13 protein-coding genes and 1 other RNA gene are annotated in these 14033 nt (G+C 61.6%); 13 read left to right on the top strand and 1 reads right to left on the bottom strand.

What is annotated here, in order from left to right; translation table 11 throughout:
- The 8 genes from GCN75_RS18815 to GCN75_RS18780 all read left to right on the top strand — a co-directional run bounded on the left by GCN75_RS18815 (position 1) and on the right by GCN75_RS18780 (position 7561).
- Entirely contained in the window at positions 1-1227 is a 1227-nt protein-coding gene (locus tag GCN75_RS18815) for an SAM-dependent methyltransferase (RefSeq protein WP_193317563.1), read from the top strand.
- A 2-nt stretch (positions 1228-1229) separates the two neighbouring features.
- Complete coding sequence (locus GCN75_RS18810; RefSeq protein ID WP_152283794.1) at positions 1230-1784, top strand: chalcone isomerase family protein; 555 nt, start codon at positions 1230-1232, stop codon at positions 1782-1784.
- Positions 1781-3061 (top strand): MFS transporter, encoded by a 1281-nt coding sequence (locus GCN75_RS18805; protein WP_152283793.1) that lies wholly within the window; start codon positions 1781-1783, stop codon positions 3059-3061. Before GCN75_RS18810 ends, GCN75_RS18805 begins: the two co-directional genes overlap by 4 nt.
- Positions 3049-3609: a DUF3833 domain-containing protein gene (locus GCN75_RS18800; protein WP_152283792.1), complete on the top strand. Its 561-nt coding sequence runs from the start codon at positions 3049-3051 to the stop codon at positions 3607-3609. Before GCN75_RS18805 ends, GCN75_RS18800 begins: the two co-directional genes overlap by 13 nt.
- A complete protein-coding gene (locus GCN75_RS18795; protein ID WP_152283791.1) occupies positions 3606-4373 on the top strand; it encodes an SDR family NAD(P)-dependent oxidoreductase in 768 nt (255 codons plus the stop codon). The genes GCN75_RS18800 and GCN75_RS18795 overlap by 4 nt, the downstream gene beginning before the upstream one ends.
- The gene (locus tag GCN75_RS18790) at positions 4370-4825 is read left to right on the top strand and encodes a nuclear transport factor 2 family protein (RefSeq protein WP_152283790.1); all 456 of its coding nucleotides are present in this window, start codon (positions 4370-4372) and stop codon (positions 4823-4825) included. The genes GCN75_RS18795 and GCN75_RS18790 overlap by 4 nt, the downstream gene beginning before the upstream one ends.
- Before the next feature lie 573 nt (positions 4826-5398).
- Positions 5399-6871 carry a porin gene (locus GCN75_RS18785; protein ID WP_319633300.1) on the top strand — a complete coding sequence of 491 codons (1473 nt, stop codon included), beginning with the start codon at positions 5399-5401 and terminating at the stop codon, positions 6869-6871.
- 150 nt (positions 6872-7021) lie between these two features.
- Complete coding sequence (locus GCN75_RS18780) at positions 7022-7561, top strand: hypothetical protein (RefSeq protein WP_152283789.1); 540 nt, start codon at positions 7022-7024, stop codon at positions 7559-7561.
- 73 nt (positions 7562-7634) lie between these two features.
- Here GCN75_RS18780 and GCN75_RS18775 read toward each other — a convergent pair whose 3' ends face one another.
- Positions 7635-9338, bottom strand: coding sequence for a thiamine pyrophosphate-binding protein (locus GCN75_RS18775; protein WP_152283788.1), 1704 nt, complete (start codon positions 9336-9338; stop codon positions 7635-7637).
- Between the two features lie 226 nt (positions 9339-9564).
- Between GCN75_RS18775 and rnpB the strand changes: the two genes are divergently transcribed.
- From rnpB to GCN75_RS18750, 5 genes are all read left to right on the top strand, one after another.
- Positions 9565-9904: RNase P RNA component class A (gene rnpB / locus GCN75_RS18770), an RNA gene on the top strand.
- A gap of 661 nt (positions 9905-10565) precedes the next feature.
- Positions 10566-10994: a division/cell wall cluster transcriptional repressor MraZ gene (gene mraZ, locus GCN75_RS18765; RefSeq protein ID WP_034748899.1), complete on the top strand. Its 429-nt coding sequence runs from the start codon at positions 10566-10568 to the stop codon at positions 10992-10994.
- 9 nt (positions 10995-11003) lie between these two features.
- Positions 11004-11981, top strand: a complete 978-nt coding sequence (gene rsmH, locus GCN75_RS18760; protein WP_152257680.1) for a 16S rRNA (cytosine(1402)-N(4))-methyltransferase RsmH — start codon at positions 11004-11006, stop codon at positions 11979-11981.
- The gene (gene ftsL / locus GCN75_RS18755; protein ID WP_010394930.1) at positions 11978-12247 is read left to right on the top strand and encodes a cell division protein FtsL; all 270 of its coding nucleotides are present in this window, start codon (positions 11978-11980) and stop codon (positions 12245-12247) included. The genes rsmH and ftsL overlap by 4 nt, the downstream gene beginning before the upstream one ends.
- Positions 12247-14025, top strand: a complete 1779-nt coding sequence (locus GCN75_RS18750; protein ID WP_034748891.1) for a peptidoglycan D,D-transpeptidase FtsI family protein — start codon at positions 12247-12249, stop codon at positions 14023-14025. Before ftsL ends, GCN75_RS18750 begins: the two co-directional genes overlap by 1 nt.
- Positions 14026-14033: the final 8 nt, after the last annotated feature.

The raw sequence follows: 14033 nt of genomic DNA, 5'->3' as shown, positions 1-14033 counted from the left end.
ATGCATGCGCGCAGCAGCGCACGTCCTGCCCACATGCCCGATCACACGCACCTGGACTTGCCCGCTTCCGGGCGCATGATCGTGCGCCTGCTGGAAAAACTGCAATACGGCGCCCTGCGCCTGCGCACGCCGGACGGCAGCATCTTGCTGTACGGCGACGGCAGCCATCCCGTCACCCTGGACTTGCACAACTGGCGCCTGTGTTCGGCTGTCCTGCGCTCGGGCGACATCGGCTTTGCCGAAACGTTTATCGGGGGCGACTGGCGCACGGACAATTTGCCGGGCTTGATCGAATTGATGATACGCAACCGCGCGCACATCGAGTCCCTGATCTACGGTAACTGGTGGGGCAACCTGATCTATAAGGTGCGCCATCTGCTGCATCGCAATTCGCGCGCCGGCAGCAAGAAGAATATCCACGCCCATTACGACATCGGCAACGCCTTTTACCAGCTGTGGCTGGACCCGTCGATGACGTATTCGAGCGCCCTGTTCACCGAGGGCGCCAGCCTGGAGCAGGCGCAGGGCGCGAAATACGCGCGCATCGCGGAGCAGTTGCAACTGCAGCCGCAGCGGGGCCAGCGGGTGCTGGAAATTGGCTGCGGCTGGGGCGGTTTTGCGGAAGCGGCGGCGCGCGACTACGGCGCCCACGTGACGGGCCTGACCTTGTCGACCGAGCAGCTCGCGTATGCGCGCCAGCGCCTGCAGGACGCGGGCCTGGCGGCGCAAGCCGACCTGCAACTGTGCGATTACCGCGACAGCCATGGCCAGTACGACGCCATCGCCTCGATCGAGATGTTCGAAGCCGTGGGGCAAAGCTACTGGCCCGGCTATTTCGCATGCGTGGCGCGCAACCTGAAGCAGGGCGGACGCGCCTGCATCCAGACCATCGTCATCGCCGACGCCTTGTTCGAGCGCTACAGCAAGAGCACTGACTTCATCCAGCAATACATTTTTCCGGGCGGCATGCTGCCATCGCCCGCCGAGTTTCGCCGCGCGGCCCAGGCGCAGGGCTTGCGCGTGGTGGACGCCTTCAGCTTTGGCCTCGATTACGCGGAAACCTTGCGCCAGTGGCGCGCCAGCTTCCTGGCCCAGCGCGTGGCGCTGGAAAAGCAGGGTTTCGATGGCCGTTTCCTGCTGACCTGGGAGTTTTACCTCGCGTATTGCGAGGCCGCTTTCCAGGCGCACAATACGGACGTCATGCAATTTACCTTGGTCAAGGAGTAATCATGCGCCGTCTGCTCGTTTTGTTCTGTCTGTCATTCTTCATGTCGGGCGCCTCGGCCCAGGCCGCCCCGCCTGCCTTTGTCGCGGCCGACGTGCCTGACGCCCGGCTGGCGGGCGAAGGCGAATACACGTGGTTCGGCATGCGTATTTACCGGGCCCAGCTTTGGGTGGGCGCGCAGGGCTACCAGGGCGCGGCGTCGGCCACGGCGCCATTCGTGCTGGAATTGCGCTATGCGCGTTCGCTCGACGGCAAGAAGATCGCCGAAGCCAGCTATGAACAGATGCAGAAAATCGGCGCGGGCACGCCGGAGCAGCGGCTGGCGTGGCTGGCCACCATGCAGCGCATCTTTCCTGACGTCAAGGAAGACCAGCGCATCGCGGGCGCCTACCGGGCCGGCATCGCGCCCGGCGTGCGCTTTTACCTCGATGGCAAGGTGCTGGCCGACGTGAGCGACGGCGACTTCGCGCGCGCCTTCTTCGCCATCTGGCTGTCGCCCGACACGACGGCGCCGAAGCTGCGCGGCGCCCTGTTGCAGCATGCGGCGCCGCTGCCATGAATGCCGGGGCCAGCGCGTTGAGCTTGCCGGCCCTGTTCCACTACGGCCTGTTCGGCTTGCCGCTGGCCATGCTGGCGCTGCCCATCTATATATATGTGGCGCCGTTTTATGCGCAGCGCAGCAGCCTTGATCTGGCGCAGATCGGCGCCGTGCTGCTGGCGGCCCGCATCGCGGCCGCCTTCATCGACCCGGCCCTGGGCGCCTGGATGGCGCGCGGCGGGCGCAGCTATGCCGTGCTCATCGCCGCCTCGCTGCCCTTGCTGCTGCTGGGCTTTGGCGCCCTGTTCCATCCGCCTGTCATGCCGCAAGCGGCCACCGTGGCCTGGTTCCTGGCCGCCTTGCTGCTCGTCTACGCTGCCTATGGCCTGGCCGGCATCGCGCACCAGAGCTGGGGCGCGGCCTTGAGTCAGGCCCACGCGCAGCGTGCGCGGGTGGCGGCCGTGCGCGAAGGCTGCGGCTTGCTGGGCGTGATCCTGGCGGCGGGACTGACTTCCGTGTTCGGCTATGACGGCTTGTCGCTGGCCTTTGCCGTCTGCCTGCTGGCCGCGGGCGCGCTGCTGCTGGCGCGCGCGCCGCGTCCGGCCGTGTCCGGCGTCACGTCGGCAGCGCCCCGCAGCGGCTGGCGGCTGCCATTTCGCCAGCGCGCGTTTCGCTGGCTGTTCGCCGTCTTGCTCGTCAATGGCGTGGCCGCCGCCATTCCCGCTACCCTGTTTCTGTTCTTTGCCGGCGATTATCTGCGCCTGGGCCATTACGCGGGGCCGTTCCTGATCGTGTACTTTTGCGCGGCGGCCGCCTCCATGCCTTTGTGGGTAGCCCTGGCGCGCCGCTTTGGCGAGGCGCGCGCCTGGGGCGGCGCCATGCTGCTGGCGGCCAGCGTGTTTGTGTGGGCGTACGGCCTTGGCGCGGGCGCCGCCTGGGGTTTTGCCGGTATCTGCCTGCTGTCGGGCCTGGCGCTGGGCGCCGACCTGGCCTTGCCGCCGGCCTTGCTGGCGGGGCTGATCGGCGCTGCGGGCCATGCCGGGCGGCATGAAGCGGCGTATTTCGGCTGGTGGAACTGGGGCGTGCAGATGAGCCTGGCGCTGGCGGCCGGCATCGCCTTGCCCCTGCTGGCCTGGCTCGGCTACGTGCCGGAACACGGTGGCGGCTTGCCGGCCCTGGCGGCGGCCTACGCCTTGCTGCCCTGCGCCTTGAAACTGCTGGCGGCGCTGCTGCTGTGGCGCGCGCCCTTGCAACATATATATAGTGACCACCTGGAGAATCGCGCATGCGCCTCATGAGCTATTGCCAACGCCGCCTGCCGCTGGCGGCCCTGTTGCTGACCTTGGCAGCCTGCTCCACGCCGCCCACGCCGGCCACGTACGCGCTGGAAACACCCAAGCTGGACTTGCAGCAGTACTTCAACGGCACCCTCGATGCCCACGGCATCTTCCAGGACCGCTCCGGCAAGGTGGTCAAGCGCTTTACCGTGGTGATACGGGCCAGCTGGGCGGGCGAGACGGGCACCCTGGACGAGGATTTCACGTATTCGGACGGCAGCAAACAACGCCGCGTGTGGACTTTGCGCAAGACGGCGCCCGGGCGCTTCATCGGCACGGCGCCCGACGTGATCGGGGAAGCCGTCGGCGAAGTGGCCGGCAATGCGTTGCGCTGGCAATACGTGCTGGCGCTGCCCGTCGATGGCACGCTCTACCACGTCGACTTCGAGGACTGGATGTTCCTGATGGATGACGCGGTCATGCTCAACCGCGCCGCCATGAGCAAATTTGGTTTCAGCCTGGGCGCCGTCACTTTATCGTTCAGCAAGCGTCCGCAGGCGGCCCCATGAATCGCAAGATCGCCATCTGGGCGGGCAAGCGCGTGTGGATCATCGGCGCTTCCAGCGGCATCGGCGCCGCGTGCGCCACCTTGCTGCTGGAGCAGGGCGCCTGCGTGGCCCTGTCGGCCCGCCATCGGGCCAGCCTGGAGCAGCTGTGCGTGGGCCAGCCGCTGGCGCAGGCATTGCCGCTCGATATCACCCAGCCCCAGCAAGTCCGGGCCGTGTGCGGAGAGCTGCGGCGCCAATGGTCGCATGTCGACCTGATCCTGGTGGTGGCTGGCGGCTATCAGGCCATGCGCGCCGACAGTTTCGACTTGGAAGCGGCGCAGGGCTTGCTGGCCCTGAATGTGGGCGGCGTGTTCAATTGCCTGGAGCAAGCCTTGCCGTGGTTGTTGCAACAGGGGAGCGGCGGCATCGGCATCGTTGCCTCCGTGGCCGGCTATGGCGGCTTGCCCAAGGCGCTCGCGTACGGCGCCAGCAAGGCGGCGCTGATCAACCTGACGGAGTCGCTGTATTTGGATTTGCATGGGCGCGGCATTGATGTGTATCAAATCAATCCCGGTTTCGTCGCCACGCCTTTGACGGCGGACAATGATTTCAAGATGCCGGCCCTGATGACGGCGCGCGACGCTGCCGCCGCCATGCTCGACGGCATTGAGCGGGGCCAGTTTCACATCCACTTTCCCAAACGCTTTACGAATACCCTGCGCCTGGCGCGGCTCTTGCCGTACCGCGCGTACTTTTGGCTGATCCGCAAGGTGACGGGCCTATGACCACAAGCATGCAGGATGCGGGGCAGAGCGAGGGTGCGCTGGCGCGCCTGGTGGCGTTTTACGAGCAGCTGAGCCTGGAGAGCCTGGCCCAACTGGGCGCCGTGTACGCGCCGGACGCCCGTTTCAAGGACCCGTTCAACGACGTCGTGGGGCATGCGGCCATCCTGGCCATCTTCGAGCACATGTTCGTGCAAGTCGATGCGCCGCGGTTTGTCGTGCTGGAAAGCCTGGGGCAGGGGGAGCAGGCGTTCCTCACGTGGGAGTTTCGCTTCCGCATGAAACGCCTGGTATCTGGCGAACAATGTATTCGCGGCGCGACCCATATCCGCTTCGATGGGCAGGGACGGGTGGCAGTGCACCGCGATTACTGGGATGCCGCGGAAGAATTGTATGAAAAACTGCCATTATTGGGCCCTTTCATGCGCCTGCTCCGGCGGGCCAGCCAGCGTTAAGCCTGTTTCTTGATGCTTTTAAGCAAAAAATTGAAAAAAGAAAAAGTAAATTGTGCGAAATCGGGTCGCATAAAACTTGATTTCGATCAATGTGTCGTTTTTTTGACACAAATATGTCGAAATATTGAGAAGGCAACATTGTAAGAAATTGTTTCAACTGATGCGCAATTTGCAAGCAAGAGTCGTCCTCAGCTGTTCCATGCCGCTAGCGGACTCTTGTGTTGGAAAACATGGAAAACATTTCTATGTGAGCAATTTAAATTACTGGAAAGTCAGTAATTGTGTTGATACTCTGTCTATTTTCCGGCTGCCTGCGTTGACGTGCAAATTGGCGCCTACGCCCCTGAATAATGCGGCAACGCACCAAAACAGGGCGCGATATTTCCCGTTTTTGGGCGTCCGGCAGCAAACATTGGCGATGCCGTGTATGCTTCGTCCCGTTTATCCATTATCACCTGACAAATTGCGTGCTTTGTCGCGTAAATGATGCAGGGAAAATGATGGGTAAAGCATGTTGACGTTTTAATCACTCGCCTGATACTGTTGCACTAATACAACGGGTGCCAGCAAGCCATGCGCTATGATGGAATAGTCAATCAGGCCAATGCATTGGTTGGCAAGGGGCACTGGCTCTGTCGCGTAGTACGGTTGGCGATGGTCGGGATGCCTGAAAAAGCCCCCGGCCTGGTACCGGAAGTAACATGTTGGAACTTGATGGAATGTGAAACGGTCGTTATAGTGCCGCTTCCGGTGCCCTTTGAGCACCCGAAATGGCGCACGAATAACGGTCGTTATGCAGCCTTCAAGCTTATCGGTGCAATAGCGTGCCGATACCGATATGAATGTTCCCCTGACCGGAACAGCAATGTGGCAGGTGGAGACCTTGCCCTCACTCATAAAAAGCGCTCTGTTAGAGCGCAGCTCGAGATGCATAGGCTGTATTACTTTTTGCTTCAAAAATTAAAGGAAATTGCAATGAAAAAAACTCTGATCACCCTGGCAGTTCTGGCAGCAGCCACTGGCGTAGCCCAAGCTCAATCGAGCGTTGTTATCTACGGTACCGTTGACGCTGGTTTCGTCAGCGAGCGCGGCGGCGTTAAAGGCAACGTTAACAAGCTGGACAGCGGCGTTGCTTCGGCTTCCCGTCTGGGCTTCAAAGGCACCGAAGATCTGGGCAGCGGCCTGTCGGCTCTGTTCCTGTTGGAATCGGGCTTCAGCGTTGACAACGGTCAACAAGACGTTGCAGGCACCTTGTTCAATCGTCAAGCCTACGTTGGCCTGAGCAGCAAAACGACCGGTACCCTGACCCTGGGTCGTCAATACACGCCTTGGTACAACACCCTGTCGAAAGTTGCTGACCCATTCGCAGCTGGCTACGCTGGTTCGGCCAAGAACTTGTTCCCATCGAACACCCGCACCAGCAACACCGTGCTGTACACCTCGCCAAACTTCAACGGTTTTGACGGCGACGTAGCGTACACCTTCGGCGAGCAAGCTGAGTCGAACAAAATCGGCCGCAAAATCGGCGCGTCGGTTGGTTACAGCAACGGTCCTTTGAATGCCCGTCTGGCCTACAACAACACCAGCAACGACACCGCAACGACCGAAGCCGGTAGCGGCCGTAACTGGTTGGCTGCAGCTAACTACGACTTCGCAGTTGTTAAAGCATACGTTGCATACGGCGCAAACAAAGGCGCAAACAGCGCAATCCACAACAATGCAGACCGCTTTGCTTACAGCCTGACCCAAGCATCGGCAGCTCCTAGCATCGACAGCAACAACATCCTGGTCGGCGCAACCGTACCTGTTGGCCCAGCTGGCACCGTAATGGCTTCGTTCATCCGCACGAACGACAAAACCGCTGCTAACGCTGACGCTGATCAATGGGCACTGGGCTACTCGTACGCTCTGTCGAAGCGCACCAGCACCTATGCTTCGTACGCTAAAATCAAGAACAAAAACAACGCTGGCTACACCGTTGGTAACAACAGCTATGCTGGTACGGGCGACAAAGCCTTCAACGTTGGCGTTCGTCACTCGTTCTAATATTCGCGCAAGCGAAGCTTAGTACCGCTGCCGGCATCCCTTCGGGGATGCTGATAAGCAAGGAAACGCGTCTCCAGGCTAGTCCTGGGGGCGCGTTTTTGCATGGGCGGCGCAGTTATAATGTTGCCGTCACTACAGTAAAGGAATGCCATGTATCCATACACATCGCCGCGCCTGGCCGCCATGCTGGCCGCCCTGGTGCTCGCCAGCGCCACGGGTGCCGCCTTTGCCGCGGCCAAGGGCAAGAAGCCGGCCGGACTGGAGCGCTATGGCGTGGCCGTCTACTCCGACCTGTGCCTGCAAAAGGATAGCGGCGAAATCGGCGGCCAGCGCGTCACCCTGCACCGCTTTGCCGAGGCCGATTCCGTCATCTATGAATTCACGGCCGGCGCCCTGAGCTGGCCCATCGTCGCCAACGACGTCAACCTGGACGCCGCCACGGGCGCCTTCGACTTCACCATCGCCGGCGCCGACAGCGAGGAGCGCGCCATCGTCGGCAAGTTTTCCAAGGATGGCCAGACCCTGACCCTGGAAGGCGATTACTGCGGCGGCAATGTGCGCATGCCCATGAAATTGAGCCGCGTGCGCGATTTTGGCCGTCCCCTGAAGCATTGCACGCCATGTCCGCCCGTGCCGGAAGCGCCAACGCAGATGCCGGCACAGGACGGCGCCGAGGCGCCTGCCGCGTAAGCATTTTGACTGTCTGACAATGAAAAAGGCCCGGTATCGACCGGGCCTTGTTGTTTGTAGCGCTGAAACGGACTTATTTGGCCGCCTGCGCCTTTTCCGCCGTGGCGCGGATGGTGGCGAGCGTCGCGTTCGGCGTGATCAGGTTGCCGTCGTAGCGCAGCTCGATCAAGGCCGGCAAACTGTTGGCCTTGGCGTGCGCCAGCGCCCGTTGCAGGGCAGGGGCAAACTCTTCCGTCGTATTCACCACTTCGCCATGCGCGCCATACGCTTGCGCCAGTGCCGCAAAATCGGGGTTGTGCAAGGTCGTGCCCGACACGCGGCCCGGGTAGTCGCGCTCCTGGTGCATGCGGATGGTGCCGAACATCTGGTTATTGAAGACGATGATGACCACGCCTGCCTGGTATTGCACGGCCGTGGCCAGTTCCTGGCCATTCATCATGTATTCGCCGTCGCCGGCAAAGGTGATCACGGTGCGCTCCGGATGCACGATCTTCGCCGCCACGCCGGACGGCACGCCATAGCCCATGGCGCCGTTGGTGGGCGCCAGCTGCGTGCGCATGCCGCCGTAGCGGTAGAAGCGGTGCGCCCACGAGGCGTAATTGCCGGCGCCGTTCGTCAGGATGGTGTCCGCTGGCGCTTGCGCCATGATCTCCTGCGTGACTTGCCACAGGTCCAGCGGCGCCTGGCCATCCTGGAAGATGGGCGGCTGCTCTTGGTAGGCAGCCAGTTCGGCCTTCGCTTCGGCCGGCGTATGCAGCCAGGCGGATGCATCGACGGGGTCCATGGCGGCCAGCATGGCGCACACTTGCGGCATGCCGCTGTTGATCATCAGTTCGGCCTGGTAAACGCTGCCAAGCTCTTCGGCATCCGTATGGATGTGCACGAGGCGCTGGCGCGGCACGGGCGAGTCGAACAGGGTGTAGCCGCCCGTCGTCATTTCGCCCAGGCGGGGGCCGATGGCGATGACGAGGTCGGCATTTTTCACGCGCGCGGCCAGTTTCGGGTTGATGCCGATGCCGACGTCGCCGATGTAGTTCGGGTGTGCATTGTCGAGCAAGTCCTGGAAGCGGAAAGCGCAGGCGACGGGCAAGTGATTCGTTTCGGCGAACTGCTGCAGGTCGGCGCACGCTTGCGGCGTCCAGGTGGTGCCGCCCAGCAAGACCAGCGGCTGCTTCGCGGTGGCCAGCATGGCGCGCAGCTGCTGCAGCTGCGCGTCCGACGGGGCCGCCTGCACGGGCTGGTAGGCGCGCGTGTCGGCCACCGTGGCCAGCGAAATGAGCATGTCTTCCGGCAAGGCCAGCACGACGGGGCCGGGCCGGCCGCTGGTGGCCACCTGGAAGGCGCGCGCCAGGTATTCGGGGATGCGCTCGGCACGGTCGATCTGCGCCACCCATTTGGCCATCTGGCCGTACATGCGGCGGTAGTCGATTTCCTGGAACGCTTCGCGGTCGACGAAATCGTTGCCCACCTGGCCGATGAACAGAATCATCGGCGTGGAATCCTGGTAGGCCGTGTGCACGCCGATCGAGGCATTGGTGGCGCCCGGTCCGCGCGTGACGAAGCAGATGCCCGGCTTGCCCGTCAGCTTGCCGTAGGCTTCGGCCATGAAGGCGGCGCCGCCTTCCTGGCGGTTGATGATGAAGCGGATGCCCGAATCGTGCAGGGCGTCGAGCACGTCCAGGTAGCTTTCGCCAGGCACGCCAAAAGCGGTGTCGACACCGTGGATCTGCAGGGCATCGACCAGGATCTGGCCGCCGGTACGGGATTGTTGCGTCATGTTCGGCTCTTTATATTCTAGTTGGGTGGCAAAGAAATGGGGCAAGCGGTACGCATGCGCTTGCATGCAAGCAGCTTGCCCCATTCTATGTGAGCCGATTTGACCCGGCTTTTGAAATGGCGACACCGAATTACACAATCTCCCGGGCCGGGGCGGCAGCGAGGGCGCGCCGCGCCTGCACAGGCCTTTTTGCAGAAACATGCTGCGGCGCGGTACAATGGCGGGTGAAGCAGGCCAGACAGTCGCTGGCCGGCGCAGCAATGCGCTGGCGGGAGGAAGGTCCGGACTCCATAGAGCGGGGTGACGGTTAACGGCCGTCCGCCGAAAGCCGCAAGGTATAAGGCGAGGAATAGGGCCACAGAGACGAGCGTATTAAGTTACGGTGAAACGCGGTAACCTCCACCTGGTGCAATTTCAAATAGGCACGCGATGATGCTGCTCGCGGAGCGTGCGGGTAGAAAGCTTGAGCGCCCGAGTAATCTGGCGCCTAGAGGAATGACTGTCATAGCGCCGACCTGCAAGGGAAGGCGCCGTAACAAAATCCGGCCTACCGGCCTGCTTCACTTGAATTCCTGCTTTCTGGCTTGCCAGGGAGCATACCGGCCGCAGCGGTTTGCCCGCTGCGCGCCACCCAAAAGCCCCCGCAACGGGGCTTTTTTTGTTTCTAAAAGTATAGCAATCAAGATAAAGTTGTATATACAACTAAAAGTGAACAATTGGTTAAAGTTTCTTCATTCTAATTAATTGCTGCATTGCAAAAATAGTTTTTCCAGCGCAGGCCAGGCCCGGAAAACAGGGGCGGTAAGCGGCACAGAGGATTTTTCTTTGCCTGAAACCAAGTCTTTTGCGGGCGATGATTGCTGTTGTGTCTGGATGACGAAAGTATTGTCATGTGTCAACTAACTGTAAAAAATTCAATTTTTCGATTTCGTTTTTTTCGATGTTTACGGTAGGAAAACACATGTGTGCAGATGAGGTAGCACATTCACTATCTTTCATAAGTATCTAATTTATCGATATATTTTTATTTGAGACTCCTTCAACGATATGCGCTAAGTCCTTAATTTCATTAATAAAATTCCTGTTTTGCCAATCGGAAACCGCTTGACCACTATCTTTGCTTCCTCTAAAGTGGGCAACTGTGTGAAAAAGTGTGTTTTTGTGGGAAATTTTCCCTTTTCATCATGATGCGCAAGCGTCGCAACCCAAGCTCAAAAAAGGTCTTCCGTGTTTCAAGGCGCGTCCGCAATCAATCTCGATGCCAAAGGCAGGATGTCTATCCCTGCCAAGCACCGTGACGCGCTGGCGATCCAATGCGAAGGCCGTTTGACCCTGACCAAACACCCCGATGGCTGCCTGCTGTTTTTCCCCCGTCCCGTGTGGGAAAGCCACCGCCAGCAAATCGCCGCCTGGCCCATGTCGGCGCGCGCCTGGCAGCGCATCTTCCTTGGCAACGCCGTGGACGTCGAGCTGGACTCGGCCGGCCGCGTGCTGATCTCGCCTGAATTGCGCAACGCCGTGGGACTGGCGCGCGAAGTCATGATGATCGGCATGGGCAGTCACTTTGAAATATGGGATGCCGCCAAGTTGGCCGACAAAGAACAGCAGGCGATCGATGCCGGCACCCCCGATGTACTTTCCAATTTTTCTTTCTAAGGCTCCGTAATGACACAACTCACGGTGCCGGAATTTCAGCATCGCACGGTGCTGCTCGATGAAGCGGTCGATGCGCTCGACCTGACGGGCGACCGCGCGCATGGCGTTTACGTCGACGGCACGTTTGGCCGCGGCGGCCATAGCCGCTTGATCCTGTCGCGCCTGGCCGCCGATGCGCGCCTGATCGGCTTCGACAAGGATTTGCAGGCGATCGCCACGGCAGAACAGATCGGCGACTCCCGCTTTGAAATCGTCCATGACAGCTTTGCCACCATGACGGCCAGTCTGGCCGCGCGCGGCGTGCAGCAAGTGGACGGCATCCTGCTCGACCTGGGCATCTCGTCGCCGCAGGTCGACGACGCGGCGCGCGGTTTCAGCTTCCGCAACGACGGACCGCTGGACATGCGCATGGATACCACGCGCGGCATCTCCGCGGCCGAATGGCTGGCGGTGGAAACCGAGCAGAATTTAGAGAAAGTGATACGCGATTATGGGGAAGAACGGTTTGCTTTTCAGATTGCAAAGGCGATTGTTGCTGGCCGGGCAGTCCAGCCAATTTCAAGCACACGACAGCTTGCCGGCATCGTGGCAGGCGCCGTCAAGACCCGCGAGAAGGGTAAGGACCCCGCTACCCGCACCTTTCAGGCCATACGCATTTTCATTAACAAAGAGCTCGAGGATCTCGAGATCGGTCTGAACCAGGCCTATGCCTGCCTGGCGCCCGGCGCGCGCATGGCCGTGATCAGTTTTCATTCGCTCGAAGACCGCATGGTCAAGCGCTTCTTCGCCTCGAAGGCGAACGTGGAGCAGCCTGACCGCCGCCTGCCGATCCGCGCGGTGGACTTGCCGCAGCCGGAAATGAAGCTGATTTCGAAGATGAAGCCGTCCGACGCCGAGATCGAGGGTAATCCCCGCTCGCGTTCGGCCGTGATGCGCGTGGCGCAGCGCCTGCCGTTGGCCGCCCCTGCACATGGCGGCGCCCGATGACTGGCAAGCTGTGTGTCGTGCTGTCGGCCCTGCTGGTGTGCTGCGGCCTGTCGCTGGTGAATGCGCAATACCAGTCGCGCCACCTGCTGATCGACCTGGAACGCGCGCAAGCGCTGTCGCGCCAGCTCGACATCGACTGGGCGCAGCTGCAGCTGGACCAGTCGACCCTGGGCAAGCATGAACGCATCGAGGCGATTGCACGGCGCGACCTGAGCATGACGCCGTTGACGGCGGCACGGACGCAATACCTGACGGAGGGCGAATAATGAAGTTGGGCGGTAACAGCAACGGCCGGGTGGCAGCATCGAAAGGCGTGCCATTCTCGAAGAACCCCGTACTGGCAGTGCGCCTGCCCGTCTGGCGTTCGCGCGTCGTGCTGTTCCTGCTGTTCTTCGCTTTCGCCGGCCTGGGCGCGCGCGCCCTGTGGCTGCAGGGCGTGTCGACGCAGTTTTTGCAAAAGCAGGGCAAGGCGCGCTACGAGCGCACCCTGGAACTGCCGGCCACGCGCGGCAAGATCACCGACCGCAACGGCCAGGTGCTCGCGTCGTCCGTGCCCGTGAAGGCCATCTGGGCGATTCCCGACGACGTGCTGCAGGCCTCGCCCGAGAAAATCAATGCGCTGGCCGGCCTGCTGGAAATGAACGTCAACGAATTGCGCAAGAAGCTCGATTCGGACCGCAGCTTCGTTTACCTGAAACGCCAGGTCGAGATGGACGTGGCCGACAAGATCTCCAAGCTGGGCATCGACGGCATCGACGAACGCAAGGAATACAAGCGCTTTTATCCACAGGGCGAAGTGATGACCCACGTGGTGGGCTTTACCAACGTGGAAGACGTGGGCCAGGAAAGCATGGAGCTGGCGCAGCAGAAAACCCTCGTCGGCACCACCGGCAGCCGCCGCGTGATCAAGGACCGCCTGGGCCACATCGTCGAAGACATCGGTTTCATCCACGAACCGCACGACGGCAAGGACCTGACCCTGTCGGTCGACAGCAAGATCCAGTACATCGCCTTCACGCAGCTGAAGGAAGCGGTGGAAAAATTCAATGCGAAGGCCGGCGGCGCCGTGGTGCTCGACGTGCACACGGGCGAAGTGCTGGCCCTGGCCAATTACCCCAGCTACGACCCGAACGACCGCCGCAAGCTCACGGGCCAGCAGCTGCGCAACCGCGTCATGACCGACACGTTCGAGCCGGGTTCGACCCTGAAGCCGATCACGGTATCGCTGGCGCTCGACACGGGCCGGGTCAAGCCGGGCACCCTGATCGACACGGGGCCGGGCCGCTACACCATCGCCGACCGCACGATTACCGATACCAAGCCGCACGGCGTGATCAATGTCTCCGAAATCATCGAGATGTCGTCGAACATCGGCACCTCGAAGATCGCGCTGGGCATGCCATCGCAGGAAATGTGGGAAATGTTTACCAAGGTGGGCTTCGGCCAGCAGCCGAAATGGGGTTTCCCCGGCGCCGTGGCCGGCCGCGTGCGTCCGTATAAATCGTGGCGTCCGGTGGAACAGGCGACCATGAGCTACGGTAACGGCATTTCCGTCTCGCTGATCCAGCTGGCGCGCTCCTACATGATGTTCGCGCGCGATGGCGACACGATTCCCCTGTCGTTCCAGAAGGTCAATGAGCTGCCCGTGGGCCAGCAGGTGATCAAGCCGAAGACGGCCGCCGAAATGCGCGCCATGCTGGAACTGGTGGTCTCCGGCGCGCACGGCTCGGCCAAGCGCGCGCAGGTCGCCGGCTACCGCGTGGGCGGCAAGACGGGTACCGCGTATAAAGTGGAAAACGGCCGCTATGCGATGCCGCGCAAATATATCGGCTCGTTCGTGGGCATGGTGCCGATGTCGGCGCCGCGCTTCATCATTGCCGTGATGATCGATGAACCGACCGGCCCTGCCCACTATGGCGGCCAGGTTGCCGCTCCCGCTTTCGCGGCGATTGCGACCAACGCGCTGCGCGCGATGAACGTACCGCCCGATTCCTCCGTTACCGAAATCGTGGTCCCGGCCAATGCCGGTCCGGAGGCCATGTGAAGTCACTC

The sequence above is a fragment of the Janthinobacterium violaceinigrum genome, assembly GCF_009208555.1.
Classification (GTDB): domain Bacteria; phylum Pseudomonadota; class Gammaproteobacteria; order Burkholderiales; family Burkholderiaceae_D; genus Janthinobacterium; species Janthinobacterium violaceinigrum.
Note: the sequence above shows the minus strand (reverse complement) of the source record. Positions and strands in the feature narration are given on the sequence as shown.